The 15,885-nt window shown below is 70.4% G+C and carries 17 protein-coding genes; 7 read left to right on the top strand and 10 right to left on the bottom strand.

What is annotated here, in order from left to right:
• Positions 1 to 24: 24 nt before the first annotated feature.
• Positions 25 to 924, bottom strand: a complete 900-nt coding sequence (locus IF54_RS0124500) for a DUF3558 domain-containing protein (protein ID WP_199821241.1) — start codon at positions 922 to 924, stop codon at positions 25 to 27.
• 133 nt (positions 925 to 1,057) lie between these two features.
• Positions 1,058 to 1,918, bottom strand: a complete 861-nt coding sequence (locus tag IF54_RS0124495; protein WP_030322226.1) for a hypothetical protein — start codon at positions 1,916 to 1,918, stop codon at positions 1,058 to 1,060.
• A 203-nt stretch (positions 1,919 to 2,121) separates the two neighbouring features.
• Between IF54_RS0124495 and IF54_RS0124490 the strand changes: the two genes are divergently transcribed.
• Complete coding sequence (locus tag IF54_RS0124490) at positions 2,122 to 3,315, top strand: RtcB family protein (RefSeq protein ID WP_030322223.1); 1,194 nt, start codon at positions 2,122 to 2,124, stop codon at positions 3,313 to 3,315.
• A gap of 43 nt (positions 3,316 to 3,358) precedes the next feature.
• Here the strand turns inward: IF54_RS0124490 and IF54_RS0124485 are convergent, their stop codons facing one another.
• The 4 genes from IF54_RS0124485 to IF54_RS0124470 all read right to left on the bottom strand — a co-directional run bounded on the left by IF54_RS0124485 (position 3,359) and on the right by IF54_RS0124470 (position 5,686).
• Complete coding sequence (locus IF54_RS0124485) at positions 3,359 to 4,192, bottom strand: LAGLIDADG family homing endonuclease (RefSeq protein WP_030322221.1); 834 nt, start codon at positions 4,190 to 4,192, stop codon at positions 3,359 to 3,361.
• Between the two features lie 156 nt (positions 4,193 to 4,348).
• Complete coding sequence (locus tag IF54_RS43950) at positions 4,349 to 4,483, bottom strand: hypothetical protein (RefSeq protein ID WP_258318921.1); 135 nt, start codon at positions 4,481 to 4,483, stop codon at positions 4,349 to 4,351.
• Positions 4,480 to 5,244, bottom strand: coding sequence for an SDR family NAD(P)-dependent oxidoreductase (locus IF54_RS0124475; protein WP_030322219.1), 765 nt, complete (start codon positions 5,242 to 5,244; stop codon positions 4,480 to 4,482). The genes IF54_RS43950 and IF54_RS0124475 overlap by 4 nt, the downstream gene beginning before the upstream one ends.
• A 109-nt stretch (positions 5,245 to 5,353) precedes the next feature.
• Positions 5,354 to 5,686: a YnfA family protein gene (locus IF54_RS0124470; RefSeq protein ID WP_030322217.1), complete on the bottom strand. Its 333-nt coding sequence runs from the start codon at positions 5,684 to 5,686 to the stop codon at positions 5,354 to 5,356.
• Between the two features lie 128 nt (positions 5,687 to 5,814).
• Between IF54_RS0124470 and IF54_RS0124465 the strand changes: the two genes are divergently transcribed.
• A complete protein-coding gene (locus IF54_RS0124465) occupies positions 5,815 to 6,285 on the top strand; it encodes a hypothetical protein (protein ID WP_030322215.1) in 471 nt (156 codons plus the stop codon).
• Positions 6,286 to 6,400: 115 nt separating this feature from the next.
• Here the strand turns inward: IF54_RS0124465 and IF54_RS0124460 are convergent, their stop codons facing one another.
• Complete coding sequence (locus tag IF54_RS0124460) at positions 6,401 to 6,808, bottom strand: winged helix-turn-helix transcriptional regulator (RefSeq protein ID WP_030322212.1); 408 nt, start codon at positions 6,806 to 6,808, stop codon at positions 6,401 to 6,403.
• Between the two features lie 126 nt (positions 6,809 to 6,934).
• Between IF54_RS0124460 and IF54_RS0124455 the strand changes: the two genes are divergently transcribed.
• From IF54_RS0124455 to IF54_RS0124435, 5 genes are all read left to right on the top strand, one after another.
• Complete coding sequence (locus IF54_RS0124455) at positions 6,935 to 7,822, top strand: NADP-dependent oxidoreductase (protein WP_030322210.1); 888 nt, start codon at positions 6,935 to 6,937, stop codon at positions 7,820 to 7,822.
• A gap of 212 nt (positions 7,823 to 8,034) precedes the next feature.
• Positions 8,035 to 9,150, top strand: a complete 1,116-nt coding sequence (locus IF54_RS0124450) for an LLM class flavin-dependent oxidoreductase (RefSeq protein WP_020136010.1) — start codon at positions 8,035 to 8,037, stop codon at positions 9,148 to 9,150.
• Positions 9,147 to 9,758 carry an FMN reductase gene (locus tag IF54_RS0124445; RefSeq protein ID WP_030322207.1) on the top strand — a complete coding sequence of 204 codons (612 nt, stop codon included), beginning with the start codon at positions 9,147 to 9,149 and terminating at the stop codon, positions 9,756 to 9,758. Before IF54_RS0124450 ends, IF54_RS0124445 begins: the two co-directional genes overlap by 4 nt.
• A 74-nt stretch (positions 9,759 to 9,832) precedes the next feature.
• Positions 9,833 to 10,558, top strand: coding sequence for a response regulator transcription factor (locus IF54_RS0124440; RefSeq protein WP_199821240.1), 726 nt, complete (start codon positions 9,833 to 9,835; stop codon positions 10,556 to 10,558).
• Entirely contained in the window at positions 10,559 to 11,983 is a 1,425-nt protein-coding gene (locus IF54_RS0124435) for a sensor histidine kinase (RefSeq protein ID WP_030322202.1), read from the top strand.
• A gap of 180 nt (positions 11,984 to 12,163) precedes the next feature.
• Here IF54_RS0124435 and IF54_RS0124430 read toward each other — a convergent pair whose 3' ends face one another.
• The 3 genes from IF54_RS0124430 to IF54_RS0124420 are packed head-to-tail and all read right to left on the bottom strand — an operon-like array spanning position 12,164 to position 15,775.
• Positions 12,164 to 13,015 (bottom strand): PaaX family transcriptional regulator C-terminal domain-containing protein, encoded by an 852-nt coding sequence (locus tag IF54_RS0124430; RefSeq protein WP_030322199.1) that lies wholly within the window; start codon positions 13,013 to 13,015, stop codon positions 12,164 to 12,166.
• Between the two features lie 52 nt (positions 13,016 to 13,067).
• Entirely contained in the window at positions 13,068 to 14,441 is a 1,374-nt protein-coding gene (locus IF54_RS0124425) for an alpha/beta hydrolase family protein (RefSeq protein ID WP_030322197.1), read from the bottom strand.
• Complete coding sequence (locus tag IF54_RS0124420; RefSeq protein WP_030322195.1) at positions 14,438 to 15,775, bottom strand: MFS transporter; 1,338 nt, start codon at positions 15,773 to 15,775, stop codon at positions 14,438 to 14,440. The genes IF54_RS0124425 and IF54_RS0124420 overlap by 4 nt, the downstream gene beginning before the upstream one ends.
• Positions 15,776 to 15,885: the final 110 nt, after the last annotated feature.

Genomic DNA, 15,885 nt, shown 5'->3' with positions numbered 1-15,885 from the left:
CCGGATCGGGCCGTCAGTACTGCTTCAGCTCGTCTTCGCGGCCGACTTGGACGGAGAAGCCGACGTCGAGGCCGACTTCGACGCGGTCGGGGACGGCGACGCCGACTTCGACGGAGCCTTGGACGCCGGGGCGGACGGGGCCGCGTTCGCCCCTCCCTCACCGTTCGCCGCCGACACCGCGGCCACGGTCTCCCTGGCCGCCTGCTCCGCCAGCTTGCTGAGGTCGTCCGCGTTCGGCGTCTTGTCCCCGGCCAGACCCGCGCCGTTGTAGTCGACCGTCACCACGACGTTCTCCACCCGGGCGACGACCGTCTGCTGCTTGAAGGCGCCTTCCTTCTTCTTCAGGTCGTAGCGCACCAGCGTCGCCGCGTCACCCGTCCCCGCCACCGCCTGCGACTTGGTGTTCTTCGCACCGGCCACCGACTGGGCGTCCTGGATCTGCTGCTCGTAGTACTTCCCCGCCTGCGCCTCACCCGTACCGCGCGAGGTGTCCGACTCGAAGCGCAGCAGCGAGACGTTCAGCCAGCGGAACTGGGAGCCCTTCACACCGTTGTTGTCGAGGCTGCTCCAGGAGCAACTGCCCCGCGTGCCCGCCTCCGACGTGCCCTTCTTGCCCTTGGACGACTCCGGCGTCAGCGACTTCAGGGTCTTCTTCGACAGCGTCCCGCACGCGTCGGGAAGCGAGTTGTACGCCGCCGCCTGCACCGTGGGAGCCGCGGACGCCGAGGCACCGCTGTCCGCGCCCGCGCCGCTGCTCGCGGTTCCGTTGCCGGCTCCGGCGCTGTCACCGCCGGAGCCGGAGCCGGAGTCGGAGGAGCAGCCGGCGGCGATCAGCATCACCGGGACTGCGGCCGCGCAGACAAGGACGCGGTGAAGACGCTTCGCTCGCTTGGCACCCTGGTCACGCTCTGCTCGTCGCTGCATGGTTCCTTCACTCAAGACGCTTGTGGTTCCTGCCGTCGGATCGGGTCCGAGGGGCCACGGTACGCGGTGAGGATGCCGTGCGGTCCAGCTTCGAACGCCTTGTGCGCATGCGTGAGAGGTGCGTGGAGAGCGCTCAACCGGACAGCGACCCGTCCAGCTGAGAGGCCAGTTTCCGGGCGTTGTCCTGCATTTCCTTACTGTCCGGGGTGACGCCGATCGTCGTCGGCTGCTCCTCGTACTCGATCGTCACGATCACGTTGGACGTGCGGAACGCCACAGTCACCTTGCGCTGCTTGGCCGTCGAACCCGAAGTGCTCAACGCGTCGTCCAGGAACGCCTCGTCACCCAGATCGTCCAGCAACCGGGGCTGGACATCGGCCGGGGTGACGGAGGACGACCCGCTCGGGGAGGCGGAGGCGGAGGCGGAGGCGGAGGCGGAGGCCGAGGCGGAGGCGGAGCCGCCGGGCTTGCCCGCCGGGGACGCCGTGGAACCTGCGGCCGTGCTGCTCTCCTCCACGTCCGAGGTGGCACCGGCGGTCGCCGACGCCGGCAGATCGGCCTTCTCCTCGGCCTGCGCGAACAGCTCCTGCGCCTGGCTGTCGTCGCTGACCGCGTTGTCGTACGACACCACGCGCTCGAAGTCGACCGAGAGGTACTCGGTGGCGTCCGCGGCCTCCACCTTCCAACGGCAGCCGACCTTGCGGTCCGTGTCGTAGGTGAGGGTGGCCTCGCCCTCGTAGGCCTTGGCGCGCTGGTCCTCGTCGGTGATCTGCTGGATGCCGGGCAGCAGCGTGTCCAGGGTGCTCTGGCCGACGGCGCCGCAGGCCTCGGGGAGGGTGCGGTACTTGCCGGGCTGGGCCACGGCGGAGGCGGTGCCCGCGTCGCCGGGGTTGGCGTCGTCCGTCGTGCCGTCACCGCCCGAGCTGCCGGTGCAGCCGGCCAACAGCGCCGCGAGGAGGGCGGCGACGCCGGGTACGTAGGCCTTCCGCTGCACGGTGGGGCTCCTCTCGGATGTCTCCGACTCGTGGGGATCTCAGTGTCCCCGCAGGTTATTCGCTTGCCGCGCGGGGGCGTCCCCAGCAGACAATGTGTATCGCACGCACAGCCGTGAACGCCGGTCCGTCATCCCAAACGTCGACCTTGGCGCCGGATTTGCGTTATGAGACTTCTGTTTGGTTCCGGGGGAATGAGGACGATATGTCGTACGTGGAGATGCCGGGCGCCAAGGTCCCGATCCGGATGTGGACCGACCCGGCGACGGTCGAGGACGTGGCCCTCCAGCAGCTGCGCAACGTCGCGACCCTGCCGTGGATCAAGGGCCTCGCGGTGATGCCCGACGTCCACTACGGCAAGGGGGCGACGGTCGGGTCCGTGATCGCGATGCAGGGTGCGGTGTGCCCGGCGGCGGTGGGGGTGGACATCGGCTGCGGGATGTCGGCGGTGAAGACGTCCCTCACGGCGAACGACCTGCCGGGGGATCTGTCGCGACTGCGGTCGAAGATCGAGCAGGCCATTCCGGTGGGGCGGGGGATGCATGACAGTCCTGTCGACCCCGGGCGGATGCACGGCTTCGCCACGGCCGGGTGGGACGACTTCTGGGGGCGGTTCGACGGGGTGGCGGATGCGGTGAAGTTCCGTCGGGAGCGGGCGGCCAAGCAGATGGGGACACTTGGAGCCGGGAATCATTTTGCAGAGCTCTGCATAGATATGCAGGGTGTCGTGTGGCTGATGCTGCACTCCGGTTCCCGGAACATCGGCAAGGAGCTGGCGGAGCATCACATCGGTGTGGCCCAGAAGCTTCCCCACAACCAGGGGCTGGTCGACCGGGATCTGGCGGTCTTCATCGCGCAGACTCCGCAGATGGCGGCGTACCAGAACGATCTTTACTGGGCTCAGGAGTACGCGAAGTACAACCGGTCGATCATGATGGCCCTTCTGACGGATGTGATCCGCAAGGAGTTCAAGAAGGCCAAGGTGGTCTTCGAGCCCGAGGTGAGCTGCCACCACAACTACGTAAGCCGCGAGCGGTACGACGGCATGGACCTGCTCGTCACCCGCAAGGGCGCGATCAGTGCCCGGGCCGGCGAGTACGGCATCATCCCGGGATCCATGGGGACTGGGTCGTACATCGTGAAGGGCCTCGGCAACGAGAAGGCCTTCAACTCGGCGTCCCACGGCGCCGGTCGGCGCATGAGTCGCAACGCGGCCAAGCGGCGGTTCTCGACACGGGACCTGGAGGAGCAGACGCGGGGCGTGGAGTGCCGCAAGGACTCCGGTGTCGTGGACGAGATCCCGGGTGCCTACAAGTCGATCGACCAGGTCATCGACCAGCAGCGGGACTTGGTGGAGGTCGTGGCGAAGCTGAAGCAGCTCATCTGTGTGAAGGGCTGACGTATGAGGCCCCCGGCGGAAACCGGGGGCCTCATTTAACGGGTCATCGGCTGTTCCGCATCGGAACTTGGCCGGTGCGTAGGCGCCAGAGGCGGAGATTGCAGCTCTGAGCTGTCCTGCCGAGCGCCTCTGCGGCCACCTTTGGGCTGTTCAGCTTCAACAGGATTCGGTCCTCGGTCTCGTTCCATCGGCGGCGAGTGTGGGCTGCCCGCATGTCTGCGGGGCGGGTCCAAGCACTGAGCGAGTCGGCGGCCTTCTGTTTGCGGTCCAGAGCCAAGCAGCCCGGGTAGTAGAGGTGGGCGGCCAAACTCTGTGCAGCCTCCATCGTGTAGTAGAGGTTGTAGATGCTGTCGCGTGTGTTGCGTTTGATGTTGCGTTCACAGCCGGTGACGTCCATCGCGTATTGGCGCAGGAACATGCCGATGGCGGTGCTGGCTGTAGTCAGGGAAACGAATGGGAAGCCCTTGCCGGTACGGCCCACCGAACCGTCGGCATCGATGACACCTCTCAGATAGTCCCGGTGCGAGAACTCGACGAGCGGTGGAGCAATCGTCTTGGACTTGCGGCCATACGGCAGACCGAGTTCGTTGACTTTGGTCCTGGCATCGAGGGAGCAGAGGCTCCAGATTGCGGAGTGAGCAGTCTCGGCGAAGTTCGTCGACCGCGTGCGTTCGGTGACGCTGCTGTAGTACGGCGTCAGTTTCTGGAACCTGCGCAGGAGATCGATGTCTTGAGCGCTGATTTCGACGCTCAAACGGCCCTTCCTGCCCGGTCCTTGCTTGAGGTGGCCGTCCGCCTGCAAGAAGCCGAACATGTACGCGTACTCGGGGACCGTCAGGTCCATGAAGCGGTGGGCGCTAGGCTCGCAGTCAGCCATGAGGAAGCTCTACCTTCCTTGCTGGTCAGGCCCTCGTCCGGGTTGGCGCCCGGCCGAGGGCCGTCGATTTGATGTTGTGCTGCGAGCCTAGGTCGTCAGTTCAGGGGGCGTTCGGGTGATCGAAGGGGTTCATCCCTGTGGGTGACCGCTAGGCGTTCACTTCGGGGCGTGCATCGCCGCGTAGATCATGACGAACGCCACGATGTGGATGCCGAAGAGGAAGTAGGCGAGCCACCACCACATGTGGCGTTCGTCGTGGGGGTCTTTTCTGTCCTTCTCGGGTCCGGTCACAGGGTGCGGTGGACCTTGGTGTTGGAGGCCTGGGCCCGGGGGCGGAGGAGCAGGAGGTCCACGTTGACGTGGCTGGGGCGGGTTACCGCCCAGGTGATGGTGTCCGCCACGTCGTCGGCCGTCAGGGGGGCCGCCACGCCCTCGTAGACCTTGGACGCCTTCTGCTCGTCGCCGCCGAAGCGGGTCAGGGCGAACTCGTCGGTCTTGACCATGCCGGGGGCGATCTCGATCACGCGGATCGGCTTGCCGACGATCTCCAGGCGGAGCGTCTCCGCCAGCACGTGTGCGCCGTGCTTCGCGGCCACGTAGCCCCCGCCGCCCTCGTACGTGCCGTGTCCGGCCGTCGAGGAGAGGATCACGATCGTGCCGTCCTCGCTCGCCTCCAGCTTGGGGAGCAGGGCCTGGGTGACGTTCAGGGTGCCGATGACGTTCGTCTCGTACATCGTGCGCCAGTCGGCCGGGTCGCCGGTCGCGACCGGGTCGGCGCCCAGCGCTCCGCCGGCGTTGTTGACCAGCACGCCGATCGTCCTGAAGGCCGTCGCGAACTCGTCGACCGCGGCCCGGTCCGTGACGTCCAGCTGGTAGGCCGTGGCCTGGTGGCCCGCCGCGTTGATCTCCTCCGCGAGCGCCTCGATCCGGTCCTTGCGGCGGGCGGTCAGGACGACGCGGTAGCCGGCCGCGGCGAGCTGCCGGGCCGTCGCCGCGCCGATTCCGCTGCTCGCACCGGTGACGACGGCGATGCGGGACGCTGCGCTGGGCATGGGTGCTCCTCGGGCGGGGGACGGTCTGGCTCCGCCAGCCAGGATAGGCAGGCGCCCCGTTCTCCTCTCCGGCGGTCCGTATAGCGGCCCCGGTGCGACCGTGCGGTGCTCAGTCGCGCGGGGCGTACATGATCACGGCCATGCCCGCTAGGCAGATCAGTGTGCCCGCGATGTCCCAGCGGTCGGGGCGGTAGCCGTCCGCGGCCATGCCCCACAGGATCGAGCCGGCCACGAAGACGCCGCCGTACGCGGCGAGGACGCGGCCGAAGTGGGCGTCCGGCTGGAAGGTGGCGACGAAGCCGTAGGCGCCGAGGGCGAGGACTCCGCCGGCGGTCCACATCCAGCCGCGGTGCTCCCGTACGCCCTGCCAGACCAGCCAGGCGCCGCCGATCTCGAAGAGGGCGGCCACGACGAACAGGGTGGCGGAACGGGCTACGAGCATGCCGCCCAGCTTCGCACGCCGTTCGGCCGGGCCCCGCGTCACCTGTTGGAGGGCGCCTGTCGTTCGCCGTACGTGGGATACATCCCTGCGACCACGCGGTTCGGCGGCGGGAGCGAGGAGTGGGTGGCATGCGGGTGCTTGCGGTGTGGGGTGCGGCGGCGGTGGTGGCGGCTGCGGGGCTCGGGGGCGGGGGTACGGCGGTCGCCGTCGGCGGGCCCGAGGCGGATCTGGCGTATCACGGGGCCGCGTCCCTGGCCGGGGGGCGGGTCGACCTGCGGTTCACTCCGCGCAATCACGGGCCGGCGGCCGTACCGGACGCGACCGTGCGGCTGCGGTGGTCGGAGCCGTTGGAGGACCGGCTGACGTTGCCGGACGGGTGTGCCCGGGCGGAGGAGCGGGTGGTGCTGTGCCGGGTGGGGGCGCTGGCTGCGGACGCGGTGGGGGAGCGGGTGGAGATGCGGGTGCGGTTGGTGGGGGTGCCGTCGGAGGTGCTGCTGGAGATCGACACGGTGTGGAACGGGGGGACGGTGGATCTGAACCGGGCGAATGATCGGCAGCGGGTGTTGGTGCTGGACAGCGGGGACGAGTACTACTTCTGACGGCCGGGGAGGCGTGGGGCGGTGCGGTCGTCGGCCGGGTGCGGGTCTGCGGGGCTTCTCGCGCAGTTCCCCGCGCCCCTGGAGGAGTCAACCGCGCCGGCGTTCCCAAGGAACGTCAGTCTGTCTCCTTCGCCGTGTCGTAGCGGTCTCTTGCCTCGTGGACCTCTTCGATGTGGGTCTCCGCCCACGTTTTCACTGCCGTGAGGAGGCCCGCGAGGCTGCTTCCCAGGGGGGTCAGGGCGTAGTCGACCCTTACCGGGACCGACGGGGTGATCGTGCGGGTGAGGATGCCGTCGCGTTCCAGGGTGCGGAGGGTCTGGGTGAGCATCTTGGGGCTGACGCCGGCGATCTTGCGGCTGAGGTCGCTGTAGCGCATGGGGCCGCCCGAGAGGGCCGCGACGACGAGGCTGACCCACTTGTCGCTGAGGCGGTCCAGGAGCTGGTTGGTGGGACAGCCCTTGATGAACGCGTCGTACTCCACGCGTGCCTGCTCGCGCCGCTGGGCCGCTGTCGTGGTCGGCATGGCTCACCTCCGGGGGACCTACGCACTTCCAGGTAACTACTTACCAGCAGATAGTAGCTCTTCCTAGGGTTGCCGTCGGCGGCGGAGGTTCCGGCGCTGACAGTGACCGATGGGGAGTGCTCAGTCATGCGTGCTGCTGTGGTGAGGACGTTCGGCGGACCCGAGGCCGTGGAGGTGGTGGAGACCGCGCTGCCGGAGCCGGCGGCCGGGCAGATACGGATCAAGGTGGCCGGAGCCGCGCTGAACCCGGTGGACCTGGGCGTCCGGGGCGGGTTCTTCGGCGGCGAGGGCAAGGACCTCGGGCTGGGCTGGGACGTCGCCGGGACCGTGGACGCGGTGGGGGCGGACGCTCCCTGGGGCGTGGGCGAGCCGGTGGTGGCGCTGTACCACGGGCTCACCAAGGACGTGGGGACGCACGCCGAGTACGTCGTCGTCGACGCGGACGCGGTGGCCAAGGCGCCGGTCACGGTCGACGCCGTGCACGCCGCGACGCTGCCGCTGAACGCGCTGACCGCCGTACAGGCCCTGGATCTCCTGGAGTTGAGCGAGGGGCAGTCGCTGCTTGTCACCGGGGCGGCGGGGGCGGTCGGGGGGTTCGCCGTGCAACTCGCCTCCCGGCAGGGGGTGTCGGTGACCGGGCTGGCCCGGGAGGGGGACGAGGAGTTCGTACGGTCCCTGGGGGCCGCGGAGTTCACCACCGCTCCCGGTGCCGGGGTCTACGACGCCGTACTGGACACGGCCGTGCTCGGGGAGGCGGCGCTCGCGTGGGTGCGGGACGGGGGTGCCTATGTCGGGGTACGCCCGGGGGCGCATCCCGGGTCGGTGCGGGGGGTACGGACGGCGTCCGTGTCGGTGACGGCGGACGGGGCGCGGCTCGCGGAGCTGGTGGGGTTGGTGGACGAGGGAGTGCTGACGTTGCGGGTGGCCGAGACGTATCCGCTGGACGCGGTGGCCGAGGCGCATGCGCGGTTGGAGAAGGGTGGGGTGCGGGGGCGGCTTGTGCTGGTTCCGTGAGTCGGCGGTTCGGCGGGTGCGGTTGTTGTTCGGCTGCGGGTGCGTGGGGGCTGGTCGCGCAGTTCCCCGCGCCCCTGGGTGGGCTGGTGGGGGCGTTGGTCGAGACCGCACCGCGTCCCTGGGCGGGGGCCCGGAATATGTGCGGGTGGGTCCTCGTTCTCCTGGGCGTGCGGTTATAGTTTAACCGTCAACTAACTGGAGGGTGAGCGACCATGCAGTTCGGGATCTTCAGCGTCGGTGATGTCACGCCGGACCCGACCACCGGACGTACGCCGACCGAGCGCGAGCGGATCAAGGCGATGGTCGCGATCGCGCTCAAGGCGGAGGAGGTCGGGCTCGACGTCTTCGCGACCGGCGAGCACCACAACCCGCCGTTCGTGCCGTCGTCGCCGACGACCATGCTCGGGTACATCGCGGCGCAGACCGAGAAGCTGGTCCTCTCCACCTCCACCACGCTGATCACCACCAACGACCCGGTGAAGATCGCCGAGGACTTCGCGATGCTCCAGCACCTGGCCGACGGGCGCGTCGACCTGATGATGGGCCGCGGGAACACCGGGCCGGTCTACCCCTGGTTCGGGCAGGACATCCGCGAGGGCATCAACCTCGCCATCGAGAACTACGCCCTGCTGCGCCGGCTGTGGCGCGAGGACGTCGTGAACTGGGAGGGGAAGTTCCGCACGCCGCTCCAGGGGTTCACCTCGACGCCCCGGCCGCTGGACGGGGTCGCGCCGTTCGTCTGGCACGGTTCCATCCGGTCGCCCGAGATCGCCGAGCAGGCCGCCTACTACGGTGACGGCTTCTTCCACAACAACATCTTCTGGCCGGCCGACCACACCAAGCGGATGATCGAGCTCTACCGCAGCCGGTACGCCCACTACGGGCACGGCACGGCTGAGCAGGCGATCGTCGGGCTCGGCGGGCAGGTGTTCATGCGGAAGAACTCCCAGGACGCGGTCCGCGAGTTCCGGCCCTACTTCGACGTCGCCCCGGTCTACGGTCACGGGCCCTCCCTGGAGGAGTTCACCGACCAGACCCCGCTGACCGTCGGCTCGCCGGAGCAGGTGATCGAGAAGACGCTGAAGTTCCGCGAGTACGCCGGCGACTACCAGCGCCAGCTGTTCCTCCTGGACCATGCCGGGCTGCCGCTGAAGACCGTGCTCGAGCAGCTCGACCTGCTCGGCGAGGAGGTCGTCCCGGTGCTGCGCAAGGAGTTCGCGGTGAACCGGCCGGCGGACGTCCCGGAAGCACCCACCCACGCGTCCCTGCTGGCCGCCGCGCAGAACGAGGCCGGACAGGCCGTGCAGAAGAAGGAGGTCGTCGCATGAAGCTCGTCGTCGTGTCCGCGGGGCTGAGCGTCCCGTCGTCCACCCGTCTGCTGGCCGACCGGCTGGCCGCGGCCGTGGGGCGTACCGCCGAGGTGCACGTCCAGGTCGTGGAGCTGCGGGAACTCGCCGTCGACATCGCGCACCACTTCACCAACGGCTTCCCCGGGCAGGCGCTGAGCGCCGCGCTCGACGCCGTGACCGGGGCGGACGGACTGGTCGTCGTCACGCCGGTGTTCTCGGCGTCGTACAGCGGGCTCTTCAAGTCCTTCTTCGACCTGGTCGAGCCGGAGGCGCTGGCCGGGAAGCCGGTGCTGATCGCCGCGACCGGCGGGACCGCACGGCACTCCCTGGTGCTGGACCACGCCCTGCGGCCGCTCTTCTCCTACCTGAAGGCCGTCGTCGTGCCGACCGGGGTGTACGCCGCCTCGGAGGACTGGGGCGCGGAAGGGCTGGACGCGCGGATCGAGCGGGCGGCCGGGGAGCTGGCCGCGCTGATGAGCGGGCTGTCAGCGGTCCCGAAGGCCGCCGGCCGGCGCCCTTCGGCGGACACCTTCGAGGACGTCGTGCCCTTCGAGGAGCGGCTTGCCGCGCTGCGGCCGACGGGGTGAGAGGCCAGTAAGAAGGGCACCCGGTGAGCTGCGCATCACGTCGCACGACTCGGCGGGCACGGCACACTGAGGGGGTGCCCCAAAACGTGCTGCTCGCCGAAGACGACCGCGCCATCCGTCATGCCCTGGAGCGCGCCCTGATCCTGGAGGGCTACCAGGTCACCGCGGTCGCCGACGGGGTGGAGGCGCTGGCGCAGGCTCACAGGACGCCGCCGGACGTGCTCGTCCTCGACGTGATGATGCCCGGCATCGACGGACTCCAGGTCTGCCGGGTGCTGCGCGCCGAGGGCGACCGCACGCCCATCCTCATGCTCACGGCGCTCGTGGAGACGCAGGACCGGATCGCGGGCCTCGACGCGGGCGCCGACGACTACGTGGTCAAGCCCTTCGACGTCGAGGAGGTCTTCGCCCGGCTGCGTGCCCTGCTGCGGCGGACCAGCCCCGACGGGATGGCCCCGGTCGGTGCGGCGCCCAAGGCCGTCGCACCCGAGCTGCCCGCGGGGCGGATCGAGGCGGCCGGGCTGCGTATGGACATCCAGGCGCGGCGGGCCTGGCGCGGCCCCCGCGAGCTGGAGCTGACCCGCACCGAGTTCGAGCTCCTCGAACTGCTCGTGCGCAACGCGGGCATCGTCCTCGACCACTCCACGATCTACGACCGGATCTGGGGCTACGACTTCGGGCCCGGCTCCAAGAACCTCGCCGTCTACGTCGGCTACCTGCGCCGCAAGCTCGACGAACCCGGCGCGCCCCAGCTGATCCACACGGTGCGCGGCGTGGGTTACGTGCTCCGGGAGGACTGAGTGGGGCGGCTGGCTCGGATCTGGGCCCGGCCGCGGCCCCGGCTGCTGTCCCTGCGGACCACGTTCGTGGTGTCCTTCGCCGCGGTGACGGCCGCGGTGACCGTTCTCGTGGGTGTGCTGTCCTACAGTGCCGCGGCCCGTCTGGTGCGGGTCGACCAGGAGTCCGTGTTCGACCAGGTCGTACAGGATCTGCGGGACGAGGTCCGCCAGCAGCGGATGGCCACGGACGACTTCTCGTCCTCGGCGCCCGGGCACGACCTGGTGCGACCCGCCCGTACGGATGTGCAGGTGCTCGGGGCCACCGGGGCGGTCGCCGACCCCGGGCGGCCGGGACTGCCCGTCACCGCCGGGGACCGGGACATCGCGGGTGCGCGGGTCGCCGGGCGGATGGTGCTCCACAAGGAGGTCTCGGTCGGCAGCGACGTGTACCGGATCGCCACCGTCTCCCTCGGCGGGGGGCGGGGGGCCGTGCAGGTCGCCCAGGAGTTCAGCGACACCGAGGATCTGCTGCGGGCGCTTCAGCAGCGGACGTTCCTGCTCATGGCCGCGGTGGTGATCGGGGCCGGGCTGTTCGGCTGGTGGCTGGCCCGGCGGATCACCCGGCGGCTGGTGATTCTCACCTCCGCCGCGGAGGACGTGGCCCGGACCCGGCGGCTGGAGATCGAGGTGCCGGTCACCGGGTACGACGAGGTGGGACGGCTGGGGCGGGCCTTCGACCGGATGCTGGGGCGGCTCGCGCAGTCCGAGGAGGACCAGCGGCGGCTGGTGCAGGACGCGGGGCACGAGCTGCGGACGCCGCTCACCTCGCTGCGTACGAACATCTCGCTGCTGCGGCGGATCGACGAGCTGCCGCCCGCGACCCGTGAGGAACTGGTCGCCGATCTCACGCAGGAGGCGCGGGAGCTGACGGACCTCGTCAACGAGCTGGTCGACCTCGCGGCGGGGCAGTCGGACAACGAGCCACCGCAGCGGGTGGATCTCGCGGATGTCGCCGAGGACGTGGCGGGGCTGGCCCGGCGGCGGACCGGGCGGGAGATCGTGGTCCACGCGAAAGGGGCGACGGTGACGGACGGTCGGCCGGGGATGCTCCAGCGGGCGGTGTCCAACCTGGTCGAGAACGCGGCGAAGTTCGACCGGGAGGGGTCTGCGCCGATCGAGATCTCGGTGTCCGGGTTCACGGTGGCGGGGCCGGTGCGGGTGGAGGTCCTCGACCGGGGGCCGGGGATCGCGGACGCGGATCTCGTGCGGGTGTTCGACCGGTTCTACCGGGCCGCGGATGCGCGGTCCCTGCCGGGGTCGGGGCTGGGGTTGTCGATCGTGCGGGAGGTCGCGCTGTCGCACGGCGGAGCGCCGTTCGCGTTCTCGCGGGACGGGGGCGGGACGGTCATCGGGTTCACGGTGGGCGGGATGACCGGTGACGGGTAGCTGGTTGTCTGCGGGCGCGTGGGGGGGGGGCGGGCACTTTTTGCGCAGTTCCCCGCGCCCCTGGAGGCGTCATGGCGCACGTGAGTGCAACTCCCCAGGGCGCGGGGAACCGCGCGACCAGCCACGACGCACCCGCACCCGCCGAACGACCGAAGCCGCCCCCACGCAGCACGGCGAGCCTTAAGCCGGCTCCCGGTGCAAGGGAATCGTCTCCAGGGACGTTCGGGCCGCCGCCAGCGCCGGGTGGGTCTGTTTGGCGACCTTGTAGAAGGTTTCCTGGGCCGTGTGGGCCGGCCAGGTGGGGGGGAGGTGGCGGGCCGGGAGTCTCGGGTCGGTGCGGATGGTCCACAGCCACTCGCTGACCAGGCGGAGGCGGGTGCCGATCGGGTCGGCGTCGGGGGCGTGGCCCAGCCGGTCGCTCCAGCGCTTGTCGAAGGTGACGTAGCGGGCGGCGATGGAGTCCAGGTCCCAGGTGTCGCTGATCATCTGCTCGATGTCGGTCACCTCGGCGGCCCGCGCGTGGAAGATCTTGACGTGCGCGGTGAGGCCGAGCTCGGCGACCACCGCGGAGACGTCCACCTCGCCGGGGGCGATCCACAGGCCGCTGTACAGGGCGCCGAAGCCGGACCAGGTCAGCCGGGAGCGCAGGTCGTGGCGCTGGCGCTTCCAGGAGTCGGGCAGGGAGAAGCCGAGCAGGGTCCAGGAGCCGTCCCAGTCGTCGTTGACGGCGCCCTGCTCCCAGATGCGGGTACGGCCGTCGATCAGGACGCGGGTGGCCTGCGGGGTCAGGCCGAAGAACATCTTGCGTCCCTCGCGCTGACGCTGGAGCAGACCCCGGTTGACCATGCGGGTGAGGGTGGAGCGCACGGCCTGTTCGCCCACGCCGACGCGGCCCAGGACGTCGATGATGCTGCCCGAGTAGACGGCCAGGTCCCCCTCCTCCAGGACGTGGTTGCCGAAGAAGGTGAGCATGAGCGACTGCGGGCGTGACTGCGGCCCCTCCGCGGTGTCCAGGATGTCGTCGTCCTCCACGGGGGCAAGGGTACGACCGCCCGCCGACCGTGCGGCAGGCGGTCGTACGAGGTCATCGGCGGTCGGCGGTGTGCGCAAGGTCGTACGGGCGCAGGTAGGGGGTGGGGTGGTACCGGACGTAGCGGGTGGGGGCGGTGGGGTCGGCCGCGGTGGCGCGGGCGTTGAGGGACGCCGGGTCGGTGCCCCGCCAGGTGCCGGTGGTCAGGCGGTCCTCCAGGGTGTGCAGGGCGGCGACTTGTTCGGCGGGGCTGAAGGTGCAGTGGCCGGCGTTGTCGACGTACGCCTGGCGCAGCAGGGGGCCGGAACCGGCCGCCGTGACCGCCCGCTTCAGTGCGCTCTCCGTCTGGACGGGGACCAGCGGGTCGCCGATGGTGTGGACGGTGAGCTGGGGCTTGGCCAGCTTGCCGGTGAAGCTGCTGGTGCGGCTCATCCAGCCGGTGGCCTTCGGGTCGGCGCCGATGCGCGGGGCGCGGTTCAGTGTCGCGAGGTCCTTGCGCAGGGAGAGGCCGGCCTTCTTGTACAGCTCGGTGACCTCCTTGCGGACGGATGACTCGGCGAGCAGCCGGGCGTAGTCGACGCCGGTGTTCCAGGACATGTTGCCGCCCGCGCGGACCTCGGCCTCCTGGCGCCGGTTGAAGGCGGCGATCTTCAGCAGGCCCTTGACCGCGTCGTACTGGTTGGCCTGCTGGGCGTCCCAGTCCGTGGCGGCGGGGCGGGTCTGGGCGGTGGCGTTCCAGACCGGGATGTTGTGGAGGGCGGCGGCGAGGGCGATCCTGGCCCGGCCCTCGGCCGTCGACTGGGCGGAGTCGACGGCGGCGGTGAGCGTGTTGGCCGCGTCGGTGGCGGCCTGCTGCGTCGGGAGGTCGACGAGGGGGACGTCGGAGCCCAGGAGTGTCTTGAGGGCGAAGGCCGGGTCCAGGGTGTTGTTCCAGTTGGCCACGCCGCCCTGGACCAGGCCGCACATGGAGATCGAGCCGTCGATCTCGTCCGGGGCGCGTTCGGCGATCGCGGTGGTGACCAGGCCGCCGTACGACGATCCCCACGCGATGGTGCGGGAGGCCGCACCGAAGCGGTCGGTGAAGGTCTTCAGGGTGGCCAGCTGGTCGGGGACCGCGTCGGTGACCGCCCAGCCGGTGCTGGCGTAGGAAGAGCCGACGAGGGCGTAACCCTGCTGGAGGAGAAGGGACTTGGCGGCGGCGCTCGGGGCGTCCTGGGCGGGGTTGGCGGGGCCGGTGGCGTAGCCGTGGCTGAAGAGGAGGACGGTGCCGTTCCAGGTGGTGGGGACGTCCATCATGTACGTGGCGCCGGAGGGGAGTTGGCCGTCCACGTGGGTGGTTGCCGGGTCGGCGGTCGCCGTGGCCGCCGGTGCGGTGGTGAGGGTGAGCAGCAGCGCGGCCGCGCAGGCGATGCGGGTGCTGGGCCTCATGCGGTGATCTCCTCGGTGTGGGGGGTGGGGAGTTCGGACGCCGGGTCGGTGAGGGAGGTCCGGCTCGTCTCGCGGACGAGGAACACCGTCAGCGCGGTGATCAGCGAGCCGCCGCACAGCAGCAGGGCGACCGGGGTGCCGTTGCCGCTGCTCGCGACCAGGCTCGTGGCGATCAGCGGGGAGAAGCCGGCGCCGACCAGGGTGGCGCCCTGGTAGCCGAGGGAGGCACCGGTGTAGCGGACCTTGGTGCCGAACATCTCGCTGAACAGGGCGCCGAGCGGGCCGTACATCAGCGACTGGGAGATGCCGTGGCCGATGACGACGGCCAGGATCAGGGCTCCCGAGGACTTCCGGTCGACCAGGGCCAGGACGGGGAAGGCGGTGGCGGCGGAGAGGAGCGCGCCGGCGAGGACGACCGGGCGGCGGCCGATCCGGTCGGAGAGCGCTGAGGCGCAGGGCAGCACGACCAGGGCGACCGCGGCGGAGACGGTGAGCGCGGTGAGCACCTGCGGGCGGGGGTGGCCGATGCCGGTGGCGTACGAGATGAGGTAACTGGTCAGCAGGGACTGGGCGGTGAAGGCGCCGATGCCGACGCAGCAGGCCAGCAGGACGGGACGGGGGCGCTTGAGGACGTCGAGGATCGGCAGCCGGGACTCCGCGCGCTCCTTCTTCACCTCGGCGAACAGCGGGCTCTCGACCACCTGGAGGCGGACGAACAGGCCGACGCCGAGCAGCAGCACGCTCAGCAGGAACGGCACCCGCCAGCCCCAGGCCGCGAACTGGTCCTTGGGGAGGGTGGAGACCAGGGCGACGACGGCGGCGGAGATCAGGGAGCCGAGCGGGGCTCCCATCTGGGTGAAGCTGGACCACAGGCCGCGGCGTTTCTCGCCCGCGTGTTCCACGACCATCAGGGTCGCGCCGCCCCACTCGCCGCCGATGGCGATGCCCTGGACCACGCGCAGGGTGATCAGCAGGACGGGCGCCCACACGCCGATGGTGTCGTAGGTGGGCAGCAGGCCGATGAGGAAGCTGGCGCCGCCCATCAGGCCCATGGTGAGCAGCAGCATCTTCTTGCGGCCGAGACGGTCGCCGAAGTGTCCGAAGACGATGCCGCCGATGGGGCGGGCCACGTATCCGGCGGCGAAGGTGCCGAACGCGGCGATGGTGCCCACGGCGGGGTCGGCGCCGGGGAAGAACAGTTCGCCGAAGACGAGGGCGGCGACCGTGCCGTAGACGAGGAAGTCGTAGAACTCGACGGCGGTGCCGAGCAGACCGGAGAGGGCGACTCGGCGGAGTTGGCGGGTGCGGTCGGATGCGGTGGGGGACGGGGGCATCTCGCTCTCCCTTGAGCGGGGGAAGGACACCGTGAAATTAGGCTGTCTGGTGACTGCCGTCAATAAAGTGCACAACATTGGTCGCGGAGCGAGAGGCGAGTGTGACGTGT

It is taken from the genome of Streptomyces sp. NRRL B-3229 (assembly GCF_000719505.1).
Lineage (GTDB): Bacteria > Actinomycetota > Actinomycetes > Streptomycetales > Streptomycetaceae > Streptomyces > Streptomyces griseorubiginosus.
Note: the sequence above shows the minus strand (reverse complement) of the source record. Positions and strands in the feature narration are given on the sequence as shown.

Bases quoted from the DNA above. Each gene is read 5' to 3' on its own strand.
- IF54_RS0124500 (WP_199821241.1), bottom strand. From the start codon at position 924: ATGCAGCGACGAGCAGAGCGTGACCAGGGTGCCAAGCGAGCGAAGCGT.
- IF54_RS0124490 (WP_030322223.1), top strand. From the start codon at position 2,122: ATGTCGTACGTGGAGATGCCGGGCGCCAAGGTCCCGATCCGGATGTGG.
- IF54_RS0124485 (WP_030322221.1), bottom strand. From the start codon at position 4,192: ATGGCTGACTGCGAGCCTAGCGCCCACCGCTTCATGGACCTGACGGTC.
- IF54_RS0124475 (WP_030322219.1), bottom strand. From the start codon at position 5,244: ATGCCCAGCGCAGCGTCCCGCATCGCCGTCGTCACCGGTGCGAGCAGC.
- IF54_RS0124470 (WP_030322217.1), bottom strand. From the start codon at position 5,686: ATGCTCGTAGCCCGTTCCGCCACCCTGTTCGTCGTGGCCGCCCTCTTC.
- IF54_RS0124465 (WP_030322215.1), top strand. From the start codon at position 5,815: ATGCGGGTGCTTGCGGTGTGGGGTGCGGCGGCGGTGGTGGCGGCTGCG.
- IF54_RS0124460 (WP_030322212.1), bottom strand. From the start codon at position 6,808: ATGCCGACCACGACAGCGGCCCAGCGGCGCGAGCAGGCACGCGTGGAG.
- IF54_RS0124455 (WP_030322210.1), top strand. From the start codon at position 6,935: ATGCGTGCTGCTGTGGTGAGGACGTTCGGCGGACCCGAGGCCGTGGAG.
- IF54_RS0124450 (WP_020136010.1), top strand. From the start codon at position 8,035: ATGCAGTTCGGGATCTTCAGCGTCGGTGATGTCACGCCGGACCCGACC.
- IF54_RS0124445 (WP_030322207.1), top strand. From the start codon at position 9,147: ATGAAGCTCGTCGTCGTGTCCGCGGGGCTGAGCGTCCCGTCGTCCACC.
- IF54_RS0124425 (WP_030322197.1), bottom strand. From the start codon at position 14,441: ATGAGGCCCAGCACCCGCATCGCCTGCGCGGCCGCGCTGCTGCTCACC.
- IF54_RS0124420 (WP_030322195.1), bottom strand. From the start codon at position 15,775: ATGCCCCCGTCCCCCACCGCATCCGACCGCACCCGCCAACTCCGCCGA.